The following is a 25698-nucleotide window of genomic DNA, read 5'->3' as shown; positions in this document are numbered from 1 at the left end:
GCGACCATGTTCAGTGTTCTGAAGCTTGCGAGGGTTCGAGGGGCAGCCATCGCCTGCCTTGCCGCAGTCATGCTGATGATGGCGTGCTACGTGGTGCCCCAGGTCTATCTCGCCTACCTCGTATCCGCGGACCGCGGTGCGGGTGAGGTGCTGCAGGGAATCTGGCTCTACCTGCTACTCAGTTTTCTCGCCTATCCGCTCAGCTATGCTGCCTACATGCTGCTGGTGTTCTGGAAGACGGGGGCACGGCGGGCCTTTTATGAGAATGCCTTCGCGCAGACGGCTGGCCGTGTGGCGCAGGCGGCCAACCGGGACGGGGAAAAGAAGTTCGGCGCCTTGATCTCCGCCAACGGGCAGGAGATCGTATCGGACAGTGTGGACTTTGTTCATGCCGTCGCCGGGCTGTTGTTCTCCTCTGTCCTTTCAGTGGCGCTCATATCAACCTTCGTGATGGGGGAATTCGCCGCGGCTTACGGCGTCACGGTGGCCCTCTCCGCCTTGCTGATCTGGCGTTTGGGAAAGTGGCCGGCGAATACGGCCACCTTCTTTGAGAAGGCCTACAATCAGTTCATCGCCGCACTCCCCGAAGGCTGGCTTGCCAACACGCTTGGCGAAAGCATGGTCATGAGCCGCTTTCTGCGCCTCTTCGGCAGACGCTGGAGTCTCTACCGGCGTGCGGCCCTCTCGGCCATGAATGCCGACCAGGGATTCAATCTGTTGCAGGCCGTGTGCATTTGGGTGCCGACCACGGCCGTCATCCTGTGGCGAAGTCCCAGCATGAGCACGACGGAGGTGATCGCGCTTGCCGTCGTGATGCCGCAGCTCGTTCAGACCCTTCTCGAGGTGTCTCACCTGCTGCAGAACGTGACCTGGTACTTGAGCATTCGCGGGCGCGTGTCGTGGCTCAATGAAGCACTCGTTGAAGAGAAGGCCGATCTTGGCCAGCGCTTCGACACCGGGCTGCTCCGTTTCTCGCAGAAGCGTGACCATGCATGGGACGACGTGCCGATGGCCGGGTTCGATGACATCGTATCCCTCATGCGGGAGCCGGGCCGCTATGCCATCGCCGGGCCGAATGGCTCAGGCAAGACCTCGCTGCTCTTGCATCTCAAGGAATTGCTGAAGGAGCGGGCCTTCTACCTTCCCGCCCAGTCATTCCTGTTCCCGGCGGTGAAGACCGGATTGTCCACGGGCCAGCGCAAGCTCAGGGATCTCCGGTCTGCCCTCGATGCTGCACGGGGGCGCGTGTCTGTCATTCTCCTCGATGAATGGGATGCCAATCTCGATCCCGCCAACCGCGAGCGCATCTCTGCGGAAATCGACGAGCTCGCGCGCAGCCATGCGGTGGTGGAGGTGAGCCACCGCGCCCGGCCATCCTCTTCTACCTCCTGAGCAAGATGCGGCCTTCGACCTTTGCAGCGACGGTTTTGCGCGCGGCGATGTAGGCCATCACGTCATTGGTGAGAAGCTTTGCGTCGCGCACCCCGAGGAGGGGCTTCGCGGTCTTCAGCATCTGGTAGCCGTCGGCGCCTGAGAACATGTAGTCGCTGGTGGCGAGCGTGTAGGTGGCTGTCCTGTCAAGCGGCTTGCCGGCGATGGTCACGGCGATCACGCGCTTGCCTGCCGGCTGGTTGAGGTCCGCCTCGAAGGAGAGGCCCGAGACCTGCGGGAAGCGGCCAGCGTTGTTTTCCACATCGCTGACGCCGTTCTCCAGTGCCGCCCACACGGTTTCGCCCGTGACCTCGAGCTTCACCGTGTTGTTGCTGAAGGGAAATTCTTTCAGCACGTCGCGCCGGGTGATCTGCGTTCCCGCCGGATATTCCCGGTTGCCGCGGATGCTCCCGCCGTTGACGATGGCGATGTCGGCCTTCACGGCCTCGCGCAAGGCATCCGCGATGAGGTTTCCGATGGCCGCCTCGCCGCCACGCACCGTGGACCTTTGGCTGTCGAGCGGTTCCGAGGTGGCGCCGATCGCCACGTTCAGTTCCCGGTCGAGTTCGGCATTGTAGGCATCGATCTTTGCCTGGGTCTCGGGGTCGGGCGTCACCGTGGCGGTGTCGATGGCCCGGAAACCGGGAACCCAGCTCACGCTGCGCTTGCCATCCTTTTCGGCGACCTCGGCAGTGATGTCGATCGCGACCAGATAATCGGCCTCCGCGCGCGATTCTGCCAGCACGGAGCGGCCGTCGTAGAAGAGGGTGAGGTCATGGTCGTCGCCCGAGAGGATGATGTCGATGGCGCCGCTGTTGAACAGCCGGAGGTCCGCCGCGCGGTTGGCGTGGGCCACAACGATGATCATGTCGGCGCCTTGAGCCCGCAGTTCCGCCGCGCGCGCCAGTGCTGTGTCGAAAATCGGAAGGAAGGTGAGGCCATCCCCCGGGCTGGAGCGCTCCGGGCTGTCGTCCGCGGCGAGGCCGATGATGCCGAGCTTCAGGCCCGAGATCTCCTTGATCTCTACGTCCCGGAAGCCGTCGAGGGGTTTGCCGTCAGCGGTCCGCAGGTTGGCGGCGAAAACGGGGAAGCGGGCCTCTGCCATGCGGGCGCGGAAGGTTTCGGGTCCGAAGTCGAATTCATGGTTCCCGGGCGCGAAGATATCGGGAGGCGCAAGGTTTGTGAGGGCAATGGTGTGCTCGCCCTTGTCGAGAGCCGAGAGCAGGGACGGCGAGATCACGTCGCCCGCATGGGCGTAGATCACCGTCTTGCCGCTTGCGCGCTCTGCCTTGACAAGGGCGTTGAGCCGGGCGAACCCGCCGCGCTCGGCCCCGGCTTCGATCCCGTAGATGTCATTGGCAAGGATCAGCGTAAAGCTCACCGTTTCCGCACGCGCGGGCAAAATCAAGGTTGCAGCGATGATAAAGGCAGCAATCAACGGGTGTCGGAGCAGGTGCATGGGGCCTCCGTGCGGAATGGTTTGCAGGCGGCAACTTCAAGCACATCCATCCGCTCCGCAACAGCCGGATGGCTGAACTTGAGTCCAATTCACCTTGCAAGACTGGTCCAACTGCGACATATATTCCTTATCGATACTTGGGCCGGACGATTGGCCGCTTCGCTTCCCCGTTGGGCTGCGCACGCAAGACTCCTCCAATTCTCGAGAATGGCCTGCCGTGACATCAACTGCCACGTCAGGGCCGACGACCAACCCAACGTAAGGAAAAGCCCATGAATACGGGTATTGTGAAGTGGTTCAACGAGCAGAAGGGCTATGGCTTCATCCAGCCCGACAACGGTTCGAAGGACATTTTCGTCCACATCTCCGCTGTCGAGCGCGCCGGTCTGCGCACCCTCAAGGAAGGCCAGAAGGTCTCCTTCGAAGTCGTGACTGACAAGCGCACCGGCCGCAGTTCTGCCGGCAACCTCGTCGCCGCCTGATCTCCGGACGAACGATTTTCACCTGTGATGCCCGGCCGCCAGGCCGGGCATTTTGTTTTTGGTATAGTGCGGCGCAGCATGAATAATCGCCTCCATCCATGCGCCTGGAACATGCAAAACGTCGAAATGCGACACTATTCTGAGCGATTCAGACAAATGAACGGCTGTTAATTTCTGGGTCCGAAATAAGGCAGATTCCGCAACAATACTGTCGTAATCCAAGGTTATTTTCTTTCCGTAGTGGCGGTCGTCGAGGGAAAATCAGCAGTGATTCAGATCATGCACAAAGCGCATATCAGAAACGCGAAGCTGGCTGTAGCTTGGCGTGCAGTTGCTCACTATATCGCATTGCAACAGTGCACCGCACAACAAACCCTCGAGGGATCACGGCGCCCACCATCCGGGCCTGGATTTTGAGAGATGAACAGGAGAATGAACATGACCACGATCAATTATGGCCGCCAGGCTGTCCGCAACGAAGGTTTCACCATGGGTCCGGGCCTCATCGGCCGGGTGAGGTCCTATCTCGCCCGCAGCCGGGCCGAGCGCCAGCTCGCCCAGCTTGATGACCGGCTCCTCGCTGACATCGGCGTGAAGCGTTCGGAGATTTCCCGCATGGTCTGGGGCTCTTAAGTTCTAGCAATCGAACTCCCAGCCGGCCCCTCTCGGGCCGGCAGCAAGAAAGCGCCCGGGTGTCCTCCCTCCCGGGCGCTTTTTCCGTTTGGGGCGGGTGAAGACGAGGGTGGCCCAGTTGCCGCGACGGATGCGGCAGGCCATGGCCAGTCCGCGGCTTCGGTAGGTGGCCTCGATCCAGCGCATCTGCTCCGCTGTGAGGCCGGAGAGAATCAGGTCTCCGCCCGGCGCCAGCGCGCGCGCAAGGCCGGTTGCCAGCGCCACGAGGGGGCGCGCCAGTATGTTTGCGAAGATCAGGTCATAGGGACCGCCCGCAGCGATCAGCGGGTGGTTGAGGCCTGCAGCGGTGATGCTCGTGACCTCAGTCTTCACCCCGTTCAGCGTGGCGTTGGCGCGGGTGACGCGCACCGCTTCTGGGTCGATGTCGCCCGCCAGGGCGGCGCGGCGCGTGGCTTTTGCGGCGGCGATGGCGAGAACGCCCGTTCCGCAGCCCACGTCCAGGATGCGGGCCGGCGCACGGCGCTTCAGGATGCCGTCGAGCGCCAGCAGGCAGCCTTCCGTCGTGCCGTGGTGGCCGGTGCCGAAGGCGGTGCCGGCGTCGATTTCCAATGAAACGCCGCCGGCCCGCCGCCGCGGGCGGTCATGGGCGCCGTGGAGGAAGAACCGTCCTGCACTGACCGGGGCCAGCCCCTCAAGCGACTGGCGCACCCAATCCTGCTGCGGCATCGGGGCCACCCGCCCCTCAGCCAGCGCGCCGATGGCGCGCGCCGCCTCGGCGTCCGCCTCGCTGCCGAAATAGAGCGCGAGTTCCCACAGGGCCTTGGCCTCGTCCGTCTCGTTGATGGTGACGGCCAGGGGATCGATGAAGATGTTCTCCTCCAGCGCCGCGGCCAGGGCCTGGGCGGCATCATGGGAGAGGGCTGGAATGGTAAGGGTAAAGCGCGCTTCGGTCATGACGCGCGCTTTACGGGGTTTTGGCGGATGAGAGAAGTGGCCCCGTTCGCGCCTCAGGTCAGCGGTACGATGCGGATCTCGACGCGGCGGTTCTGGGCGCGGCCCTCGGCCGTCGCATTAGATGCGATGGGCTCGTTCTGGCCCATGCCGAGGACCTGGAAGCGCTGCGGATTGTTGCCCTGGGCCACCAGATACTCCGCAACCGTGCCTGCGCGGCGCTCGGACAGGCGCTGGTTGTGCGCCGCCGATCCGGTCGAATCGGTATGGCCCGTCACGTCGACGAGGGTGCGGTTGAATTCGCTGAGCACGATCGCCACGGCGTTCAGCGTCTCGAAGAACTGCGGCTTCAGGTCTGCGCTGTCGGTGGCGAAGGTGACGTTCGAAGGCATGTTCAGGATGATGTCCTGCCCGGCGCGCGTGACGGATATTCCTGAGCCCTGCAGCCGCTGGCGCAGCTTGGCCTCCTGATTGTCCATGTAGAGGCCCACGCCGCCGCCCGCGAGCGCGCCGATGCCCGCGCCGATCAGCATGGCCTTGCGCGAGGAGGCGCTCGTGTTCTTGCCGATGATGAGGCCCGTCGCGGTGCCCAGCAGCGCGCCGGTGCCAGCACCGATCGCGGTGTTCGATATCTTCTGTTCGCCGGTGAAAGGATCCGTCGTACAGGCGGCGACCACGGCACCCGCGGCGGCAAGCAATATCACTTTGCGAAACATGTTCTTCCCTCTGCTCCGAGGCCAAATCACCCGCCGTTGTGGCGGCAATAAGGTAAAGAAATGTTTACTCGGCGGCGGCCAGATCTTCCTCGTCCACCAGGAACCCGCCGGACTGGCGCTGCCACAGCGAGGCATAGAGGCCGCCGCGCTGCAACAATTCGCGGTGGCTTCCGTCCTCGACGATGACGCCCCTGTCCATGATCACGAGGCGGTCCATCGCGGCGATGGTGGAGAGGCGGTGCGCGACAGCGATCACCGTCTTGCCTTCCATCAGCGCATAGAGGTTTTCCTGGATCGCCTGTTCGACCTCCGAATCGAGCGCGCTTGTTGCCTCGTCGAGCACCAGGATGGGCGCGTTCTTGAGCAGCACGCGGGCAATGGCGATCCTCTGGCGCTGCCCGCCCGAAAGCTTGACACCGCGCTCGCCCACATGCGCCTCGTAGCCGCGCCGCCCCTTGGGGTCGACGAGGGAGGCGATGAACTCGTCGGCATGGGCCTTGCGCGCTGCCGCCTCGATCTCGGCCATGGAGGCATCGGGCTTGCCGTAGCGGATGTTGTCGATCACCGAGCGGTGGAGGAGGGAGGTATCCTGCGTCACGACGCCGATCGCGGCGCGCAGCGAATCCTGCGTGACCTGCGAGATGTCCTGCCCATCGATCAGGATGCGGCCCTTCTCGATGTCATAGAAGCGCAGCAGCAGGTTGGTGAGCGTCGACTTGCCAGCCCCTGAGCGCCCGACCAGCCCGACCTTCTCGCCCGGTGCGATCGACAGCGACAGCTTGGCCAGCACCGGCTTGTCATTCGGCTCAATGGCCTTGCCGTAGTTGAAGGTCACGTTCTCGAAGGCGATGGCGCCCTGGGAAACGGCGAGCGGCTTCGCGCCTTCTGCATCCTTGATGGTGCGGTCGCGGGCGATGGTCTCGATCCCGTCCTGGATCACGCCCACATCCTCGAACAGGCCCGCCACCTCCCAGATGATCCATTGCGACATGGCCTTGATGCGCAGCGTCAGCCCGATGGCGAAGGCGATGGCGCCGGTGGTGATGGCGCCCTGGTGCCACAGCCAGATCGACATGGCCGACATGGTGAAGATCAGCACGCCGGAGAGCAGCTGCAGCGTGGACGTCATCAGCGTCGACATGCGCATGGAGCGGTTCACCGTCTCCAGCATCAGGCCCATGCCTTCCTTCGCATAGGCATCCTCGCGGTCGGCATGGGCGAAGAGCTTCACCGTCGGGATGTTGGTGTAGCTGTCCACGACGCGGCCGGTGACGAGGGAGCGCATGTCCGCCTGGTCGGCGGAGAGCTTTCCCAGCTTCGGCACGAAATACCAGCAGGCTGCCACATAGCCTGCGAACCAGATCAGCAGCGGCGCCATCAGCCACAGGTCACTCGTTGCAACCAGGATGAGGGCGCCGGTGAAATAGACGGAAACATAGATGATGACTTCGGTGAGCTTCATCACCGCATCGCGCACGCCGAGTGCGGTCTGCATCACCTTGGTGGCCACGCGGCCGGCAAAGTCGTTGTGGAAGAAGTCCATGCTCTGGCGCAGCACGTAGCGGTGCGCCGTCCAGCGGATGCGCATGGCGTAGTTGCCGCGCAGCCCCTGGTGCGAGACCGCCTCCGAAAAGAAGTTGAGAACCGGCAGCACCACCAGCACGATTGCCCCCATGACCATCAGCTTGGTGCCGTGGTTCTCCCAGAAGGTCGCCCGTTCGGCAGAGGTCAAAAGGTCCACGAGGTCGCCCAGGAAGGCGAAGAGCCACACCTCAAGCAGCGCGATCACGGCCGAGAACATCATCGAGATGACCAGCAGCGGCCAGAACGGCCTGGTGTAATGCCAGGCGAAGGCCAGCAGCCCCTTAGGCGGCATGCCGGGCTGTCCAGGCGGAAAAGGGTTCACCAGCTGCTCGAGCCAGCGGAAGAAACGTTCGATCACGAAATTGCTCCGGGCGCAGCGCACGCGCCAACTGTGCCGCATTGGGCAGTTTGAGGCGCTTATAGACCTGTGAATTCGGGCGGGAAAGGGGCCAAACCGGTGCCCTGCCAGCCCCCCACGAAGGGGGAGGGGGGAACCCCGGGCGCCATCTGTCTCGGTATGGTATCCAAACCTTGATGACCTCCTCCCGGCTGATTCCGCTCATCATCGCCTCCGCCCTGTTCATGGAGAACATGGACGGGACGATCATCGCCACGGCGCTGCCCGCCATGGCGCGTGACCTCGGCACGGATGCGGTTGTGCTGAAGCTCGCCTTCACCACCTATCTCCTGAGCCTCACGGTCTTCATTCCGGTGAGCGGCTGGCTGGCGGACCGCTTCGGGGCGCGCCATGTGTTTCGCGTGGCGATTGCCATCTTCACGCTGGGCTCGCTCGCCTGCGGGTCAGCGACAACGCTGGGTGAGCTGGTGGCGGCGCGCGGGCTGCAGGGGGTGGGCGGCGCGATGATGGTGCCGGTGGGCCGCCTCATCCTGCTCCGCTCGGTGCCAAAGGCGGAACTGGTCGATGCGCTGGCCTGGCTCACCATTCCGGCACTGCTGGGGCCGCTCGTTGGCCCGCCCGCCGGTGGCTTCATCACCGACACGGCCGGCTGGCGCTGGATCTTCTGGATGAACCTGCCCTTCGGCATCCTCGCCATCCTGCTCGCCAGCCTCTACATGCCGGATACGCGGGCAGAGCAGGCGCCGCCGCTCGACGTCAGGGGCTTCTTCCTCTCTGGCGCCGGGCTTTCCGCCCTGGTCTTCGGCTTCACCGTCATGGGGCGCGATCTCCTGCCGGGCTGGAGCCCTACGGCTCTGATCTGTATCGGGCTCGTGCTGTGCGCACTCTATGTGCGCCACGCGATGGCGGCGGAAAATCCGATCCTCGACCTGCGGCTGCTCCGCATCGAAACCTTCCGCGTCGGCGTCGCCGCGGGCAGCATGTTCCGTATCGGGGTAGGGGCCGTGCCTTTCCTGCTGCCGCTGATGTTCCAGCTCGCCTATGGCATGAGCGCCTTCCAGTCCGGCCTCATCACCTTCGTCGCCGCGGCGGGCGCCATCTCGATGAAGTTCGGCGCCGCGCGCCTCATCCGCCGCTTCGGCTTCCGGAGGCTGCTCATGGTCAATGGGCTTCTCGCCTGCGTCTCGATCCTTGCCATGGGCTTCCTGTCATCGGCCACGCCCTGGCTTGCCGCGGCTGCCGTGCTCTTCATCGGCGGCTTCCTGCGCTCGCTGCAGTTCACCGCGCTCAACGCCATGGCCTATTCCGACATCGATAACGCGCAGGCAAGCCATGCGACGAGCCTCTACACCGTGGTGCAACAGCTCTCCCTGTCCATGGGCGTCGTGCTCGCCGCCTTCGTGCTCGAGGGCGCGCAGTGGTGGCGTGCAGACGAGACGCTGACGGGCGCCGACTTCACCATCGCCTTCTGCGTGGTGGCGGCCGTCTCGGCCATGTCCGTCCTCCAATTCATCACGCTCTCGCCCCGGGCGGGGGAGGCGGTGAGCGGAATGAAAAATGACTGAAGCGGCCGCCACCCGTGGTGGCCCACAATTCCGTCATCCCGGCGAAGGCCGGGATCCAGCTTTGACGCCATGCGCGCGGTGCAAGAAAGCTGGATCCCGGCCTTCGCCGGGATGACGGACGTTTAGAGTTCACCCCCGTGAGACGAAGCTGTCGATTACGCGCTTCTCGCCCGCGCACGTAGTTCACGGCATACGTGCTCGAGGGCGCGCAGTGGTGGCGGCCAACTTGGCAATGTCTGTCCTGCAGTTCATCGCGCAGTCGCCCCGGGCAGGGGAGGCGGTGAGCGGAATGAAAGGTGACTGAAGCGGCCGCCACCCATGGTGGTCCACAATACCCTCACCCCGTCATCCCGGCGAAGGCCGGGATCCAGCTTTGATGCCATGCGCGCGGTGCAAGAAAGCGGGATCCCGGCCTTCGCCGGGATGACGGAAGTTGAGAGTTCACCCCCGTGAGACGAAGCTGTCGATCACGCGCTCGCCCGCGCACGTAGTTCACGGTATCCGTGCTCAATGCCATGGCCTATTCCGACATCGATAGCGCGCAGTGGTGGCCGGCGTCTCGGCCATGTCCGTCCTCCGGTTCTTCGCGCTGTCGCCCCAGGCAGTGGAGGCGCTGAGCGGAATGAAAGGTGACTGAAGCGGCCGCCACCCGTGGTGGTCCACAATACCCTCACCCCGTCATCCCGGCGAAGGCCGGGATCCAGCTTTGATGCCGTGCGCGCGGTGCAAGAAAGCGGGATCCCGGCCTTCGCCGGGATGACGGAAGTTTAGAGTTCACCCCCGTGAGACGAAACTGTCGATCACGCGCTTCTCGCCAGCCTTGTCGAAGTCGATGGTGAGCTTGTTGCCATCAACAGAACTGATCACGCCATAGCCGAACTTCTCATGGAACACGCGCTCGCCGCGCGCGTATTTCACGGTATCTGTTTCGCGCGCCACCATTTCGCCCTCGATGAAATGGGGGGTGGAGCGGGTGGCCTTGCCGTCTGCCCAGCGCTGTTGCGCGCGCTGCCAGCCGGGGGTGGCGTAGGTGTTGCCGAAGGGCTTGGTCTGGTCGTCGAAGCGGCTCTTGCCATAGGTGCCAAGCCCGAAGCCGCCATAGCTTGTGGCCATCGGGGCGACCTCGACATGCATCTCGGGCAGCTCATCGATGAAGCGTGAGGGCAGCGCGTTCTGCCAGAGATTATGCACGCGGCGGTTCTGCGCAAAAGAGATGGTGGCGCGGCGCTTGGCCCGTGTGATGCCGACATAGGCCAGGCGGCGCTCTTCCTCCAGGCCGCTGCGGCCCTTCTCATCCAGCGAGCGCTGCGAGGGGAACAGGCCTTCCTCCCAGCCGGGCAGGAACACGGTGCCGAATTCCAGCCCCTTGGCGCCATGCATGGTCATGATGTTGACCTTGTCTTCCTCCGCCGACTGCTCGACGTCCATCACCAGCGATATGTGCTCGAGGAAGCCCGCAAGGTTCTCGAAGTCGCCCATGGAGCGCACGAGTTCCTTGAGGTTGTCGAGGCGGCCTTGCGCCTCCGGGCTCTTGTCGTTCTGCCACATCTCGGTATAGCCCGACTCGTCCAGCACGATCTCGGCAAGCTCCGTATGCGGCAGGCCGTCCGCCATCTGCCGCCAGCGGCCGAAGCTTTCGACCAGCTTGCGCAGCGCCGTGCGCGTCTTGGCGGGCAGCTCATCCGTCAGGGACATGGCCTCCGCCGCGCGGTAGAGCGACACGCCTTGAGCCCGCGCAATGGCATGCATGCGCTTGACTGACGTATCGCCGATGCCGCGCTTGGGCGTGTTGATAATGCGCTCGAAGGCCAGGTCATTGTCGGGCGCGGCCACGATCTTGAGATAGGCCAGCGCATCGCGCACTTCCGCGCGCTCATAGAAGCGTGGGCCACCGATGACGCGATAGGGCACACCCAGCGTGATGAAACGCTCTTCGAAGGCGCGCATCTGGAAGGAGGCGCGCACCAGGATCGCCATGTCGTTCAGCTTCTCGCCCTTGCGCTGCAGGTTCTCGATGTCCTCGCCGATGACGCGGGCTTCCTCGTCGCCGTCCCAATGGGCGCGCACCGTCACCGTGTCACCATCCTCGCGGTCAGTGCGCAGCGTCTTGCCCAGCCGGCTCTCGTTCTTCTCGATCAGGCCAGAGGCCGCGCCCAGAATCTGCGGCGTCGAGCGGTAGTTGCGCTCGAGGCGGATGACACGCGCGCCCGGGAAATCTTTCTCAAAGCGCAGGATGTTGTCCACCTCGGCACCCCGCCAGCCATAGATTGACTGGTCGTCGTCACCCACGCAGCAGATGTTCTTGTGGCCCTGGGCCAGCAGCCTCAGCCAGAGGTACTGCGCCACGTTGGTGTCCTGATATTCGTCCACCAGCATGTATTTGAAGCGGCGCTGATACTCTTTCAGCACGTCCGGGTGTTCCTGGAAGATGCGCAGCACCTCCAGCAGCAGGTCGCCGAAGTCGGCGGCGTTCACCACCTTCAGCCGCTGCTGGTATTCCGTGTAGAGCTGCCCGCCGAGGCCATTGGCGAAGCTCGAGGCTTCGCCCGCCGGAATGCGATCCGGCGTCAGCCCGCGGTTCTTCCAGCCGTCGATGAGGGAGGCGAGCTGGCGGGCGGGCCAGCGCTTCTCGTCAATGTCATGGGCTTCGAGCAGCTGCTTCAGCAGGCGGATCTGGTCATCCGTGTCGAGGATGGAGAAGCCGGACCTGAGGCCCGCAAGCTCCGCATGGTTGCGCAGGATCTTGACACCGATCGAGTGGAAGGTGCCGAGCCAGGTCATGCCCTCGACCGCCCCGCCGATCAGCGCGCCGATGCGGTCGCGCATCTCGCGCGCCGCCTTGTTGGTGAAGGTCACCGCGAGGAGCTGCCCCGGCCAGGCCCTGCCGGTGGCGAGGATGTGGGCCAGCCTGGTGGTCAGCACCCGCGTCTTGCCGGTGCCGGCACCTGCCAGCACGAGCAGGGGGCCGTCGGTCGTTTCCACCGCGGCCCGCTGTTCCGGGTTCAGGCCCTTGAGATAGGGGGGCTCGCCCTGCTGGCCCAAGGCGCGCGCTGCCAGCCCTCCGGGCTTCACCGCGGGGGCAGGCTCATCGTCGCCAAAGTCGTTCAGGTCGAAGTTCTTGTTGCTCATCAGGTCCGATTCCTCGCGGACCACTATAGCAACCGGGAGAACGAAAAGCGAAACCTACCGGCGTCAGGCGGCTTTACGTGGCGGGCAGCCGGCAGGCGCCTTCAGGCCGCGCACCGCGCCCTGAAGCTGGCGCCAGGTTTCGGCGGTGTCCATGTCGCCCATCCGCTCACACAGCAGGGCATGCTTGGCCGCTTCTGATTCGGCGCTCTTTCCGTGAACGAAAACAAGCGCTTCCGCGAACAGGTTCAGACCAGTGTTCATGATTCTCGCCTCCTTCGTCAAGTTCATCTCCCAGACTGGCATGGTAAATGCTTGATGAATGTTGCGCGAGTATGACGAAGTTGGATCAGTCCGCTCCCGCAACGCATTTCATCTGATGTGAATCGCGCAATTCCGAAACGGATGGCGGTTGGCGGCGCAGAAGCTGCAGATTTGGATGCTGATTTTGCAATCCCCCTCGCCCCCGCAGGGGGAGAGGGCCGGGGTGAGGGGGTGCGTCCGCGAGTCCGCTATCAACCATGACGCACGCTGAATCACCCCCTCACCCCACCCTCTCCCCCTGCGGGGGAGAGGGGGAGGAAACCCGGCGTGCTTCAGGCCTTTTTCGGGATGCCGATCCGGTGGCCGACCTGCGGCGGCACGGGGAGATGCTTGTGCGCCTCCCGCATGGCCGCAATCTTTTCCATGACATCGGCAGGGAAGGGGGCGGATTTCTTCAGCGCCATGTCGATATGCATGACGATGATCTCGGTCACGCAGGACAGCCAGCCCTCGGCTGCATGGAACATCTGCTGCACATAGTGCACCCGCTTCGAATCGCAGTCGAGGATCTGGGTCTCGATCCTGACCGAATCCCCGGCATGCAGCTCACGCACATAGGTGTTGTGGCATTCCAGGGTGAAGAAGGAGGCGTTCCGCTCGGTCACATAGTCGGGTCCAAGCCCCATGACCGCGAAGGCCTCGTCGCCCGCGCGGTCGAACAGGACGTTGTAATAGGCCATGTTGAAGTGGCCGTTGTAGTCGATCCACTTGTCTTCGACCTGCTGGACGTGGCCCACGAAAGGGGCAGGATAACCCATCGCAAATTCTCCGGCTTCTTGCTAGTTTCGGCACCATGGATAACCCGACCGCCAAGACCAGCACAACTCAGACCATGGCCGAGATCCGCCAGTGGCTGGGAGACAGGCTCTCAACCGCGCCCGCCGTGCGTGAGCAGCACGGCAAGGACCAGACGTGGAACCCCGGCGCAGCGCCCGATGCCGTGGCCTTTGTCCGGAGCACGGAGGAGGTGCAGCGCATCCTCGCTACTTGCGCGAAATACCGCACACCCGTCATCCCCTATGGCACCGGAACCTCGCTCGAGGGGCATTTCTCCGCGCCCTTCGGCGGCATTTCCATCGATCTCTCGCAGATGAACCGCGTGCTGGAGGTCAATGCGGGGGACCTTGATTGCCGGGTCGAGGCGGGCGTCACCCGCAAGCAGCTCAACACGCATCTGCGCGACCAGGGGCTGTTCTTCCCCGTCGACCCCGGCGCGGACGCCAGCCTGGGCGGCATGACGGCGACGCGGGCCTCCGGCACCAACGCCGTGCGCTACGGCACGATGCGGGAAAACGTGCTTAACGTCACCGCCGTGATGGCCAATGGCGAGATCATCCGCACCGGCAGCCGCGCGCGCAAATCCTCCGCGGGCTACGACCTCACCCGGCTGCTCGTCGGCTCCGAGGGAACGCTCGGCGTCATCACCGAGGTGGCGCTGAAGCTCTATGGCATTCCGGAATCGATCGTCTCCGCCGTCTGCCCGTTCCCCAGCGTGGAGGCCTGCTGCACCGCCACCATCACTGCGATCCAGATGGGCCTGCCGGTGGCCCGCATCGAACTCGTTGATGCCGAGCATGTGAAGGCCTTCAACGCCTATTCGAAGCTCGACCTGAAGGTCTCGCCGACGCTGTTCCTCGAATTCCACGGCACCGAGGCCTCGGCCCGCGAGCAGGCGGAAACCTTCGCGGCAATCGCGGAAGACCTTGGCGGCGGGCCTTACAGCATGGCCACGAAGGAAGAGGACCGCCAGAAGCTCTGGCAGGCACGCCATGACGCGTTCTGGGCCACCAAGTCGCTGATGCCGGGCAAGGACTCTTTTGCAACCGACGTCTGCGTGCCGATCTCCAGGCTCGCTGAATGCGTGACGGAGACCCAGGCCGACCTCGCGGCGAATGGCCTTTACGGCCCCATCGTCGGCCATGTGGGCGACGGCAACTTCCACGTCGTTCTCTATTGCGACCGCAATGATGCGCAGGAATATGCAAAGGTGAAGGATGTCTATGCCCGCATGATCGACCGCGCCATCGCCATGGGCGGCACCTCGACCGGCGAGCACGGCATCGGTTCCGGCAAGCGCGACTATCTGGAGAAGGAGCATGGGCCCGCCCTGTCCTTCATGCGCGCCATCAAGCGCGCGCTCGACCCAGACAACATCATGAACCCCGGCAAGAACGTGGCCATTTGATTGACGCAATGAAGCTGCAAAATCCGGGATCAATGAAGGTTTGGAGATCACCCGTTCTCTATTTCGGGGTGCTGCTGGTCGTGGCCGTTGTCGGCCTGCTGCTGGCGCCCGTCGTCGTCGATTGGAACGGCTACCGCTCCGATCTTGAATCCTATGGCCGGAAGCTGACGGGCCGTGCCGTCACCGTCGAGGGCGATATTTCGGTGCGGCTCTTTCCCTGGCCGCGGCTGACGGCGGAGAAGGTGACCATCGCCAACCCGCCGGGCCTTGCGGAACCCCATTTCGCCACTGCTGAGCGCATCACCATCCGCATGACGCTGGCGGGCCTGGTGCAGGGCGGGATCGACGTCGAGAGCATCGAGGTCGAACAACCTGCCGTGATGCTGGAGCGGCGGGCGACGGGCGAGGGGAACTGGGTGTTCACGCCCTCGGCCGGCCTCGTCAACAGCGATATTCTCTCCCGTGTGAAGCTCGATCAGGTCAGCCTGGCGGGTGGCAACATCTCCTTCAGCGACCGGCGGCGCGGCGAGACGCTGCGGCTCGACGACGTCAACGCGGAGATCGCGTCCCCCGGCGTGGCCGGACCCTGGCGGCTGCGCATGCAGGCGCTCTACAACGACCGCCCGCTCGACATCGCGATCAATACGGCAAGCTATGCCGAGAATGAGCCGTTCCGGTTCAGCGTCACGGCTGCCGCCGCCGACGGCTCGGGCTATGCCTTCGGCTTTGACGGCGCGGCGAGCGGCGGAAAGGCGGAAGGCGAGATCCGCATCGAGCCCGCTTCGGTTGGTGAGGGCAAGTCCGACCAGGAGGGCCGCATCCGGCCGCTCTTGTTCACGGCCAAGGCCACGGGCGACTTTGAGCGGATCGATTTCACCGACGTCGAGGTCTCACGGCTGGAGCCGGGGCAAAACGGCCCCATCACCACGGGCACGGCCTCGCTGCGCCTGGGCCAGCACATCGACGCGTCGGTCGATCTCAAGGCCTCCATGCTCGACCTTGACGCCATCGCCGGCGCCCAGTCGCGCGGCGTGCTGCGCCAGGGCGGAAGCCTCGGGGTGGTCTCGAGCCTGTTGGCCCTGCTGCCCGCCGACATGAGCCTGTCTGGCAAGCTGGACGTGACGGCGCTGCGCACCGGCGGCCAGAACCTCGATAATGTGGAGGCCGAACTCGCGGCGGAACAGGGCCAGCTCCGCATCGCCCGTTTCGCGGCGGGGCTGCCCGGCCGTTCCAGGACGCTGTTCACCGGCATCTTCGCGCCCGGCCGGAGCGGGCCGGAGCTGAACGGCAAGCTGGCGCTTGAGACCAACGACCTGCGTGACTTCACCTTCTGGCTCTGGCCGGAGGGGCCAGAGCGCATCGGCGGCCTGTGGAGTGGCAGCCGCGGCCGCCTCAAGCTGGAAACTGACCTTACCCTCACCCAGTCACAGATGAGGCTGAGCAATGCCGGCTTCGAACTGGACGGCGAGCGCGGCAATGGCTCCCTTTCGTTGACGACCGCCGGGCGCGGCGCAATCGACCTGATGCTCGATGGTAACCGCTTCGACCTCGATTCCTATGCGCCGCAGGGCATTCCTGCCTTGGCGGTGGCGCGTGAGGGCGCGGCCGCGAGCCTGCTGGCGCTGGCCATGCCGCGGCCGGACGCACCTGACCTCAAGCTGCGCCTTAACGCGGGCGAGTTGCTGCTCAACGCCGTCACCGCGCGCGATGTGGCGGTCGACCTCGAATCCGGGGCCAATGGACTTGACCTGCGCGGCCTCGAGATTGGCGAGGTGGGTGGCGCGCGGGTGGTGGCCACGGGCCTGATCCTCGATGCCGGCAAGGGCGCCGACGGCACCGTCGGTATGGAGATCGAGGCGGATGACCCGGCCGGGCTGATCAGGCTTCTGGGTCTTGCCGGCAACAGTGGCGGCGTGCTTCCGCCCTGGGCGTCCGGCCTGGGGGCAACGGAGGTGCGCGCTTCGCTGGCGGTGAAGCCTCAGGAGAATGGCAGCGAGTTCCACTTCAGGGCCTCGGGCAATGCCGGGGAATTGAACATCGCGGGCCAGGGCACCGCCTCGCCCGATGGAGCCTTGTCCGGCAACCTTGCCGTGACGGCGCCGAGTTCAGCGCGCATTCTCTCGCTCATCGGGCTGCCATCCGCCCTGAAAGACAGTGAGCCAGGAGCCCTCAGGATCGAGGCTGAGGGAACCATGGTGGAGGGCTTCATGACGACTACCACCCTCCAGGCGCATGGCGCCCGCTTCGACTATCGTGGCAAGGCTCATCCGTGGGCGGAGGGTTTCGGGCTTGACGGGCAGCTCTCGCTGAAGGCCACCGAGGCAGCGGTTCTTGCCAAGGTGACTGGCCTTCCCGCCACGCTGGCGCCGGGTGGCCTTTCGGGCGAGGCGCGGCTGCTCTGGAGCGGCGGCAAGTGGACGCTGTCTGATGCCGCAGGCCGCTACGGCAGCGCGTCCTTTGGCGGCACCGCCAGCCTCACGCCGTCGCTCGTGGCTGAGGCGCGGATCGAGACCGGTCCGCTCCGCTTGGCCGATGTCATCGCCGCCACCTTCCTGAAATGGGAAGGGCCGCAGCCGGATTTCGAGACGGGTTTTGCCGCGTCCCTGCCTCTCGGCATGACCGGCGAGGTCTGGATCACGCCGTCCGCGCTCGAGGTTCATCCGCATCTCATGGCTGTAAATGCTGAGATCGGCATCGTGGCCGCACCCGGCAAGATCGATCTGTCGATGTATGCGAAGGACAAGGAGAGCCGCAGCGCGAAGCTGGAGATAACCTCCGCCGGGCCGGAGGAGAGCCGCCGGGTTTCCGGCCTCATCAGCCTTCCGGTGGATCTGGGCCGGCAGCTGGCGATGATCGGCGGCGCGCCAGTGGCACAGGGCAATGGCGTCATCGACCTGCGTTTCGAAAGCGAGGGCCGGAGCCCCGCCGGGGCCCTGGCGTCGGTGAAGGGCGAGGGCAGCTACCGGTTCGACGATTTCCGCCTGCTCACCATCACGCCCCAGGACTTTTCGGCAGCACTGGAACAGGCCAAGGACGCCGATGGCATCACCCAGGCCTTCGACCGGCTGCGCGGCGGGGAGGGTGTCACCTTCGGCGCCGTCTCAGGCGGCATCAATGTGGCTGAGGGCCAGGTGCGCTTTGATCCCATCCTCCGCCAGGATGCTTTGGCCGACATCGAGGTGAAAACCCTGGCTGAGCTGGCGCTGGGCGAGATCGACATCGACATCGGCCTGCGCCTCAAGCAGCGCGAGGGCCTGCCGCCGATGAGCGTGTCCTATGCCGGCCCCGTAGACATGCTGGCGCGGGGCGAGAACAAGTCCGAGCTCTCCACCGCGCTCGGCGTCACCATCATGCAGCAGGGCATCGATGAGCTGGAACGGCTGCAGCAGGAGCAGCTGCGCCTCGCCGCGATCGAGGAGAAGCAACGGCTGGAGGACGAGGCGCGGCTTCAGGCCCACTACGCCCAGCGCGACGAGCTGCTCGTCAGGCGGCGTGAACTCAGGGTGCATGGGGAAATGCAGGTCGCCGCCGCCGACCGGTTGCGCCGCCAGATCGAGGCTGAGCGCGCCGCCAATGCCGACATCAACAAGGCCGAGACCCGCCAGCGCCAGCGCGAGCTGCGCGTCTGGCGGCGCATGGCCAGGCTTTCGGAGGCGGCCCCTGAAAGCCCGGCCAGGCCTGCAGCGCAAGCGCCCGCCAAGCCAAGGCCGGAGCCGCGGAAAGACCCCATTGCCCCGGTCATCCTGGCCAAACCGCCCGAGGCGCCGATCATCATCTCAGAACCGCCAAACTCATCACCCTCGCAGTAGCAGCTCTCTCGCGCGTAGCGTCATGCCAGCGAAAGCTGGCATCCCGCTATTGGTGCAGCACATGCTGACAGACAGCGGAACCTCAACTTGCGCTGGGGTCATGGCATGATTGGAACGTCAATCCTCCAGTGACCTCAATTGGCTGACCGGCGCTCCATGTCCGCGAGAAGCCACACGCGCACCGCGCTCGACAGGTTGCGGCTGCCGCGCGTCTGGTCGATCTCGGAGACCAATCCGGCCGGAGACAGGCCGCGCGCCTCGGCGGCCTTGCGCAGTGCCTCCCAGAATTCCGGCTCGAGCGACAGCGACGTGCGGTGGCCCGAGATGGAGAGCGAGCGCTTGAGGTCCTTTGGCATGGGTGACTGGCGAGGTCTCGCTTCCTCGTCACTCCTCACGCTTCATGGCGTCGTGATCCTTGCGGGCCTTGCCGTTCAGCGCTTCTGTCAGCTGCCGTTCCTCCCGGCTGCGGCCGAACGCGATGCGGTTCTGCCCGGCCTCGGCCTCCTGTTCGGCGCGGGCCTTGCGCTTCCGGTGCAGCTTGAGGCTGACGATATCGCCCATCACTTCGGCCCGATCATGTCTTCCGGCCTGACGATCAGGTCGAAGTCGGCGGCGTCGATCCCGTCCTTCACCGCTTCCTCGCGCAGGGTCGTGCCATTCTTGTGCGCGGTCTTGGCGATCTTGGCCGCGCGGTCATAGCCATATTTGGGGGCGAGCGCCGTCACCAGCATCAGCGAGCGGTCCAGCGCCTGGCGGATGTTGTCCTCACGCGCCTCGATGCCGGTTACGCAGTTGTCGGTGAAGCTCACCGCCGCATCGGCGAGGAGGCGCACCGACTGCAGGAAGTTGTAGGCCATCACCGGGTTGAAGACGTTGAGTTCGAAGTGGCCCTGGCTGCCCGCGAAGGTGAGGGCCGCGTGGTTGCCGAACACCTGCACGCACACCATGGTCAGCGCTTCGCACTGCGTGGGGTTCACCTTGCCCGGCATGATGGAGGAGCCCGGCTCGTTCTCCGGCAGCGAGAGTTCGCCCAGCCCCGAACGCGGGCCCGAACCAAGGAAGCGGATGTCGTTGGCGATCTTGAACAGCGAGGCGGCAACCGTGTTGATGGCGCCATGGCTCATCACCATCGCGTCATGTGCGGCCAGCGCCTCGAACTTGTTGGGAGCCGATGTGAAGGCCATGCCGGTGATGGCGGCGATGCGCTCCGCCACCATCTCCGCAAAGCCCACGGGCGCGTTGAGGCCGGTGCCGACGGCCGTGCCGCCCTGGGCCAGCTCCATCAGCATCGGCATCGTCATCTCGATGCGCCTGATGCCGTTTTCCACCTGTGCTGCATAGCCCGAGAATTCCTGGCCGAGCGTCAAGGGCGTTGCATCCTGCGTATGGGTGCGGCCGATCTTGATGATGTGGGCCCACGCCTTGGCCTTGCCATCCAGCGCCTTGTGCAGGTGGCGCAGCGCAGGCAGCAGCTCGTGCTGGATCTGCTCGGCGCAGGCGATGTGCATGGCCGTCGGGTAGGTGTCGTTCGACGACTGACTCATGTTCACGTGGTCATTGGGGTGCACGGGCTTCTTGGAGCCCATGACGCCGCCCATCATCTCGATGGCGCGGTTCGAGATCACCTCATTGGCATTCATGTTGGACTGCGTGCCCGAACCCGTCTGCCAGACGACGAGCGGGAAGTGCTCATCGAGCTTGCCGTCGATCACTTCCTGCGCGGCCTTGACTACGGTTTCACCGACCGTCTTGTCTAGGCGGCCCAGCGCCATGTTGCTTTCCGCCGCCGCGCGCTTGACGATGCCGAGTGCGCGCACCACGGGCTTGGGCTGCTTTTCCCAGCCGATCCTGAAATTGCCGATCGAGCGCTGCGCCTGCGCACCCCAGTATTTCGTGGCATCGACCTCGATGGGGCCGAAGGTGTCTGTCTCGGTGCGTGTCTTGCTCATGTCCGTCCTCGAAAGCTTATGGCTTGCGGATTGGTTTCGGCGGGCTGATTATCATTTTGCAATCCCTCCCGCCAGTCAGACGGAAGTTTGCCCCGCATGCCGGTGAAGCCGCGTGAGCCACAGCATGAACAGGCAGGAGGCGAGCGCTGAGGCGCCTGCAACCATGATTGCCGTCTGGGCCGAAGCGGCCGTCAGCAGCAGCGCGAAGAGCAGGGGGGCTGCCGCGTTGAGCACGAGATTTGGCGCCGAGATCACGCCCAGCACCTCGCCAAAGCCCCGGGGGCCAAAGAGTGCAAGCGGCACCGCACCCTTGGCGATGGTGACGAGCCCGTTCGATGCGCCATAGAGAAGCGCGAAGGCGATGGCCGCTGGCCATGAGAAGCCAAGCCCGGCGAAGATGGCGATCGCCACGGGCAGCAGCCCGAATGCGATGAGGCCGAGATCGAGGGCGCGGAGCCTTCCGCCCATCAGGATCTCGCCCACGCGGCTTGCCACCTGTGCGGGGCCTATCAGCGCGGCCATGAACACGGCCTCCTCCCCCCGGAAGCCCAGGGCGGCAAAGAGCGGCACGGCATGCGCGGAGATTGCGGAAAAGACGAGGCCATTGAGGGCCACGGCCGCGGCGAAGAGCGCCATCGCCTTGCGCCGCGCACCATCGGCCAGGGTGGCCACCGCCGTGGTGGTTGGCGCCTCCATGCTTTCGCCTTCGCCCCGCGCCGCGCCGAGCACCACGGCGTGGATGGGAAGGCACAGCACCAGGTGCAGCGCCGCATAGGCCAGCAGCGTGTTCGGCCAGCCGATGCCCTGCGACAGGTAGTGGCTCGCCGGCCAGAACACGGTGGAGGCGAGCCCCCCGAACAATGTGAGATAGGAGATGGCGCGCCGTGCGCCCGTGCCTGTGATCTGTGTGAGGCTGGCGAAAGCCGCGTCATAGGTGGCAAGCCGCATGGCAAGCCCCAGCACCAGCCAGCCTGCAACATAGGTCACGGGATGGGGAAAGGCGCCGATGATGGCCAGGCCCGCGGCAGACAGCAGCGAGCCCGCCACCATCACGCGCCGCCCGCCCTTGCGGTCGACCAGCCGCCCGGCCCAGGGCGAGATCATGCCGCTCACCAGCAGTGCGCCGGAGAAGGCCCCGAAGATCAGCGCCGTGGACCATCCGGTGCTGGCGGCGATATCCTGCGAGAGGGCGCCCAGCGCATAATAGGTGGTGCCCCAGCCGATGATCTGGGTCACGCCCAGCCCGCAGATGACGATCCAGAGCGGCATGGGTTTCAGCCGATTTCGTCCCACCAGATCGGATTGCTCCAGGCGCGCTTTCCGCCATTGTCGATCACCACCACGCGGAACCAGGCGCTCTGCTTCTTCAGAAGCCAGCCTTTCTCGAGCTTGGCGAGGTCGAAGCTCGCCTCGGTGATGGCGCGGCCGTTGCGCACCATGGTGCGCGAGGTGCCGCACAGCACGGTGATGGTGTCCACCGGCGAGCAGGCAATCGAGATCTCCTTGCCGTTCATCTCGATCGCATGAATCTGCGGCCCCATGCTCGAATAATAGAGACCCTGCTTAAGGCTTTCGAGCAGCGCATCGGGATTGAGGCTTTCCGCCTTCACATGCACCCAGCCGCCAAAATGGTCGGGCGTCTTGAAATGCGCGTCATCGGTGGCGAAGGCTGAAAGGCGGTGGCCCTCGGTCAGCATCTGGTCGAGCAAGTACCAGCCGTCGCCGCGGTCATTCTCGATGGCGCAGCCGTGGTTGTAGATCTCCACCGCATGGGCGCAGTCGATGGCGCGTCCGTCTTCCATGGTGAGCTGCGACCAGGCAGGGTGCGCAATGCCGATGAAGGCGCCAGCCTCATGCGCGCGGCGCGCCACCTGGGCTCCCGTCTCGCCGTCGAGATTTCGCGGAAAGTCCAGCGGCAGGCCGGCCGCCACGATGTGCCAGAGCTCGCCCACGGCGGTCTCGGGCGCGTGGAGTTCGGCGCCGATCAGCGTGGTGAAGCTGTTGGAGCGGAAGCTCCGCGTGTCGGCGATGGGAAAATCGAAATTGCCGATGAAATGTTCCGAGAGCTGCATGAAGTCGTAGCCCGCGTGTTTGTAGGCGTCGATGACGGCCCGGGGCTCCAGCGCGCCGTCGGAGAGGTTCGAGTGCGTGTGAAGGTTGCCGCGCCAGAAGCGTCCCGGGGCGGAGAAGGGAGCGATGAGGGCCATGCCGTTTTCCTGTGCTGGTGTTCAGACGCTCATCTGCATGCCCAGCTCGACCACGCGGTCGGGCGGGATGCGGAAGAACTCGATGGCGCGTGCCGAATGGTTGGCCATCATGATGAACAGCCGCTGCTGCCAGAACGGCAGCGACGACCGTGCTGACATGCGTATCACCCGTCTACCAAGGAAATATGACGCCTGGCGCGGGTCAATTTCGAGGCCGAAGGGCGCACAGGCGCGCAAAGCCTTCGGCACGTCTGGCTGCTCCATGTAGCCAAAGCGCGCCTCCACCAGCCAGGCGCCGAGCGGCAGCTGCTTGACGCGCACCCGGTTCTCGTTGTCGATCCTCGGTTCGCTCGTCGTTTCGGCGGTCACGAAGACCAGCCTGTCGTGCAGCACGCGGTTGTGCTTCAGATTGTGCATCAGCGCGCTGGGCGCATAGACGGGGTCGGTCTGCAGGAAGACGGCCGCACCCGCGACGCGCGTGGGCTGGCGGCGCTCGAGGCTCTCCAGCAGCGGCAGGAGCTCAACCGATTCCTTCCTGAGCTTGGCCGCCAGCGCCTGGCGGCCGCGCATCCAGGTGAACATCAACATGATGATGGTCGCGCCGAGCAGGACGGGCATATAGCCGCCATTGGCCAGTTTGAGGCCGTTGGCCGCCAGGAACACGAGTTCGATCGCCAGGATCAGCATGATTGACGGGATCACGAACCAGCGCGGCAGGGTGCGCGACTTCCAGAAGAAGATGACGGCGAGAATCGAATCCACCACCATCGAGGTGTTGACGGCGATGCCATAGGCGGAGGCGAGGTTGTTCGACGACTTGAACACCAGAACCAGGATCACCACGCCCACAAGCAGCATCCAGTTGATCTGCGCCACATAGATCTGTCCGTGCTCGGTCTCGCTGGTGTGGGTGATGTTCATGCGCGGAAACAGGCCGAGCGACATCGCCTGCTGGGCGATCGAGAAGGCGCCGGTGATGACGGCCTGAGAGGCGATCACCGTGACCACCATGGCGAGGATGACGAGCGGAACGACCAGCCAGCCGCTCACCATCAGGAAGAACGGATTTTCGACCGCGTGAGGATGCGAGATGATGAAGGCGCCCTGGCCCAGGTAGTTGAGGATCAGGCCGGGGAACACCACCGAAAGCCACGCGATCCGCATGGGCTTCGGGCCGAAGTGGCCCATGTCGGCGTAGAGCGCCTCGCCGCCGGTCACCGCCAGGAACACGCCGCCGAACACGAGGAGCGCCAGCCCCGGGCGATCGATCAGCATGGAAAGCCCATAGGCCGGGTTGAAGGCGTAGAGGATCTCGAGATCGTCGAAGATGTGCACGCCACCCATCACGCCCAGCGTGAGGAACCAGACGAAGGTGATGGGCGCGAAAAGCTGCGCCACGCCCGCCGTGCCCTTGTACTGGAACAGGAAGAGCGTCACCAGAATGCCAAGCGTCAGCGGCACGATGTAGGGGGCAAAGCCCTCGTTCACCACCTTCAGGCCCTCGACCGCCGACAGGACGGACATGGCGGGCGTGATCATCGCATCGCCGAAGAAGAAGGCCGCGCCGATCATGCCGAGCGCCAGCACGATTCCACCCTTCTTGCGCAGCAGCGTTTCAACCAGCACGACGAGCGACAGGATGCCGCCTTCGCCCTTGTTGTCGGCACGCATCAGGAAGACCACGTATTTCAGCGTCACGATGAGGATGAGCGCCCAGATCAGCAGCGACGCGACGCCAAGCACGGCGGCGCGCAGGTCGCCGCCCGCGGCGACGACGGGATCAAGGGCTTCGCGCATCGCATAAAGCGGGCTCGTGCCGATGTCGCCGAAGACGACGCCGATCGAGGCGAATGCCAGCTTCAACGTGGTCTTGCTGGGGCCGTGCTGCTGGGCGTTTTCGTGTTGCATGGGCAAGGCGCCAATGGCGCCGCTCCCCCTGTCTGTTCAGCGCCGGCTACTCAGCCGTCACAATGGCGCGGCATTCAGCAGGAAGCGCCGAGAGAGTCAAGGGCGGGGCGGGTTTCGCCGGTTTCTTCGGTGCAGCCTCTTGCTTCGGCGGCTTTGGCCACGGCTTCTCGCCCAGCCAGTGGGCAAGCTCGTCGCCGCAGCCGGTGCCGTCCTTGGGGCGGGCCTCCGGCTGGTTCTTGCAGTTGGGCGAATCCGCCGGGCATTTGATGCGGATGTGGAAGTGCCAGTTATGCCCGAAGTAGGGGCGGATCTTGGCAAGCCATTCGCCCTTGCCCTTGGCCCACTTGCACATTTCCGCCTTGATCGGCGGATGCACGAAGATGCGGGCCACTTCCGGGTAGGACGCGGCGCGCTTCAACAGCCGCGCATGCGCCTCCGTCCACACATCGGGGTCGATCCGCTTGCGGTCCTTCACCACCAGCTTGCCCTTGATCTCCTCGCGCTCCTTGCGGGTCAGGGTGCGCTCGGGCATCGGCGTCAGCCAGATGTCCACGTCGAGGCCGATCTGGTGGCTGGCATGACCGGAAAGCATGGGTCCGCCGCGCGGCTGGGCGAGATCGCCCACCAGAAGCCCGTTCCAGCCGTCCTTGTTCTTGGCCTCGGCGGCGAGCCGCTCGACCAGGGAGATGAGCTCCGGGTGGCCCCAGTTGCGGTTGCGTGACAGGCGCATGACCTGCCAGGCCGGGCCGTCCACCTCCAGCGCCTTGCCGCCCGCCATGCAGCCCATGGCGTAGGATCCGATGGCGCGCGCCTTCAGGCTGGTGGTCGGCCCCTTCTGGCCGCCGAACACCTTCTTGGCAGGAAGCTTCCTGAGCTCCTTGTCGTTCAATCCGGAAGCCTTGGCGGCGAGCGCCTCCGCATCCGCCGTCGACTGGGCGAATGCCGCCCCGCTCGCCACGGCGAGCACCAGGAGCAGGAGAGCGAAGAGCCAGCGGCTGTCCGGCATCGTGG

Annotated in this window: 21 protein-coding genes; 6 read left to right on the top strand and 15 right to left on the bottom strand. The window is 65.0% G+C overall.

Going from position 1 to position 25698, the window contains the following annotated elements:
* The first annotated feature begins 6 nt into the window (after positions 1–6).
* Positions 7–1392 carry a hypothetical protein gene (locus ACILRA_RS00195; RefSeq protein WP_395660064.1) on the top strand — a complete coding sequence of 462 codons (1386 nt, stop codon included), beginning with the start codon at positions 7–9 and terminating at the stop codon, positions 1390–1392.
* Here ACILRA_RS00195 and ACILRA_RS00190 read toward each other — a convergent pair.
* Entirely contained in the window at positions 1382–2890 is a 1509-nt protein-coding gene (locus ACILRA_RS00190) for a bifunctional metallophosphatase/5'-nucleotidase (RefSeq protein ID WP_395660063.1), read from the bottom strand. The two genes, ACILRA_RS00195 and ACILRA_RS00190, sit on opposite strands and share 11 nt — an antisense overlap.
* 272 nt (positions 2891–3162) lie before the next feature.
* Between ACILRA_RS00190 and ACILRA_RS00185 the strand changes: the two genes are divergently transcribed.
* Positions 3163–3372, top strand: a complete 210-nt coding sequence (locus ACILRA_RS00185; RefSeq protein ID WP_395660062.1) for a cold-shock protein — start codon at positions 3163–3165, stop codon at positions 3370–3372.
* 18 nt (positions 3373–3390) lie between these two features.
* On the opposite strand, the gene ACILRA_RS00180 is transcribed toward ACILRA_RS00185, so the two are convergent.
* Complete coding sequence (locus tag ACILRA_RS00180; RefSeq protein WP_395660061.1) at positions 3391–3594, bottom strand: hypothetical protein; 204 nt, start codon at positions 3592–3594, stop codon at positions 3391–3393.
* Positions 3595–3810: 216 nt separating this feature from the next.
* Between ACILRA_RS00180 and ACILRA_RS00175 the strand changes: the two genes are divergently transcribed.
* Complete coding sequence (locus ACILRA_RS00175; protein ID WP_395660060.1) at positions 3811–4005, top strand: DUF1127 domain-containing protein; 195 nt, start codon at positions 3811–3813, stop codon at positions 4003–4005.
* Between the two features lie 3 nt (positions 4006–4008).
* On the opposite strand, the gene ACILRA_RS00170 is transcribed toward ACILRA_RS00175, so the two are convergent.
* From ACILRA_RS00170 to ACILRA_RS00160, 3 genes are all read right to left on the bottom strand, one after another.
* Positions 4009–4959, bottom strand: a complete 951-nt coding sequence (locus tag ACILRA_RS00170) for a 50S ribosomal protein L11 methyltransferase (RefSeq protein ID WP_395660059.1) — start codon at positions 4957–4959, stop codon at positions 4009–4011.
* 53 nt (positions 4960–5012) lie between these two features.
* Entirely contained in the window at positions 5013–5672 is a 660-nt protein-coding gene (locus ACILRA_RS00165) for an OmpA family protein (protein WP_395660058.1), read from the bottom strand.
* 64 nt (positions 5673–5736) lie between these two features.
* On the bottom strand, positions 5737–7656 hold the full coding sequence (locus tag ACILRA_RS00160; protein WP_395660057.1) for an ABC transporter ATP-binding protein: 1920 nt from the start codon (positions 7654–7656) through the stop codon (positions 5737–5739).
* 134 nt (positions 7657–7790) lie between these two features.
* Between ACILRA_RS00160 and ACILRA_RS00155 the strand changes: the two genes are divergently transcribed.
* Positions 7791–9179, top strand: a complete 1389-nt coding sequence (locus ACILRA_RS00155; RefSeq protein WP_395660077.1) for a DHA2 family efflux MFS transporter permease subunit — start codon at positions 7791–7793, stop codon at positions 9177–9179.
* A gap of 774 nt (positions 9180–9953) precedes the next feature.
* Here the strand turns inward: ACILRA_RS00155 and ACILRA_RS00150 are convergent.
* The 3 genes from ACILRA_RS00150 to ACILRA_RS00140 form a co-directional block, all read right to left on the bottom strand.
* Complete coding sequence (locus tag ACILRA_RS00150) at positions 9954–12308, bottom strand: ATP-dependent helicase (RefSeq protein WP_395660056.1); 2355 nt, start codon at positions 12306–12308, stop codon at positions 9954–9956.
* A 63-nt stretch (positions 12309–12371) separates the two neighbouring features.
* Entirely contained in the window at positions 12372–12569 is a 198-nt protein-coding gene (locus ACILRA_RS00145; RefSeq protein WP_395660055.1) for a hypothetical protein, read from the bottom strand.
* A gap of 332 nt (positions 12570–12901) precedes the next feature.
* Positions 12902–13387, bottom strand: coding sequence for a thioesterase family protein (locus ACILRA_RS00140; RefSeq protein WP_395660054.1), 486 nt, complete (start codon positions 13385–13387; stop codon positions 12902–12904).
* A gap of 35 nt (positions 13388–13422) precedes the next feature.
* Here ACILRA_RS00140 and ACILRA_RS00135 point away from each other — a divergent pair, with 35 nt between their 5' ends.
* Together ACILRA_RS00135 and ACILRA_RS00130 are read left to right on the top strand one after the other, a co-directional pair.
* The gene (locus ACILRA_RS00135) at positions 13423–14814 is read left to right on the top strand and encodes an FAD-binding oxidoreductase (protein ID WP_395660053.1); all 1392 of its coding nucleotides are present in this window, start codon (positions 13423–13425) and stop codon (positions 14812–14814) included.
* Between the two features lie 32 nt (positions 14815–14846).
* On the top strand, positions 14847–18623 hold the full coding sequence (locus ACILRA_RS00130) for an AsmA family protein (protein ID WP_395660052.1): 3777 nt from the start codon (positions 14847–14849) through the stop codon (positions 18621–18623).
* A gap of 134 nt (positions 18624–18757) precedes the next feature.
* Here ACILRA_RS00130 and ACILRA_RS00125 read toward each other — a convergent pair whose 3' ends face one another.
* From ACILRA_RS00125 to mepA, 7 genes are all read right to left on the bottom strand, one after another.
* Positions 18758–18979 (bottom strand): ribbon-helix-helix domain-containing protein, encoded by a 222-nt coding sequence (locus tag ACILRA_RS00125; protein ID WP_395660051.1) that lies wholly within the window; start codon positions 18977–18979, stop codon positions 18758–18760.
* A gap of 28 nt (positions 18980–19007) precedes the next feature.
* Complete coding sequence (locus tag ACILRA_RS00120; RefSeq protein ID WP_395660050.1) at positions 19008–19184, bottom strand: DUF4169 family protein; 177 nt, start codon at positions 19182–19184, stop codon at positions 19008–19010.
* Positions 19184–20572 carry a class II fumarate hydratase gene (gene fumC / locus ACILRA_RS00115; RefSeq protein WP_395660049.1) on the bottom strand — a complete coding sequence of 463 codons (1389 nt, stop codon included), beginning with the start codon at positions 20570–20572 and terminating at the stop codon, positions 19184–19186. Before fumC ends, ACILRA_RS00120 begins: the two co-directional genes overlap by 1 nt.
* Before the next feature lie 75 nt (positions 20573–20647).
* A complete protein-coding gene (locus tag ACILRA_RS00110; RefSeq protein WP_395660048.1) occupies positions 20648–21841 on the bottom strand; it encodes an MFS transporter in 1194 nt (397 codons plus the stop codon).
* Positions 21842–21846: 5 nt separating this feature from the next.
* On the bottom strand, positions 21847–22779 hold the full coding sequence (locus tag ACILRA_RS00105; protein ID WP_395660047.1) for a CehA/McbA family metallohydrolase: 933 nt from the start codon (positions 22777–22779) through the stop codon (positions 21847–21849).
* Between the two features lie 21 nt (positions 22780–22800).
* Entirely contained in the window at positions 22801–24687 is a 1887-nt protein-coding gene (locus ACILRA_RS00100) for a potassium transporter Kup (protein ID WP_395660046.1), read from the bottom strand.
* 46 nt (positions 24688–24733) lie between these two features.
* Positions 24734–25693 carry a penicillin-insensitive murein endopeptidase gene (gene mepA, locus ACILRA_RS00095; protein ID WP_395660045.1) on the bottom strand — a complete coding sequence of 320 codons (960 nt, stop codon included), beginning with the start codon at positions 25691–25693 and terminating at the stop codon, positions 24734–24736.
* Between the last annotated feature and the right edge of the window lie 5 nt (positions 25694–25698).

It is taken from the genome of Aestuariivirga sp. (genome assembly GCF_044239095.1).
In the GTDB taxonomy this organism is placed as follows: domain Bacteria; phylum Pseudomonadota; class Alphaproteobacteria; order Rhizobiales; family Aestuariivirgaceae; genus Aestuariivirga.
The sequence above is the reverse complement of the archived record's forward strand: the minus strand, read 5'-3'. Positions and strand labels throughout refer to the sequence as shown.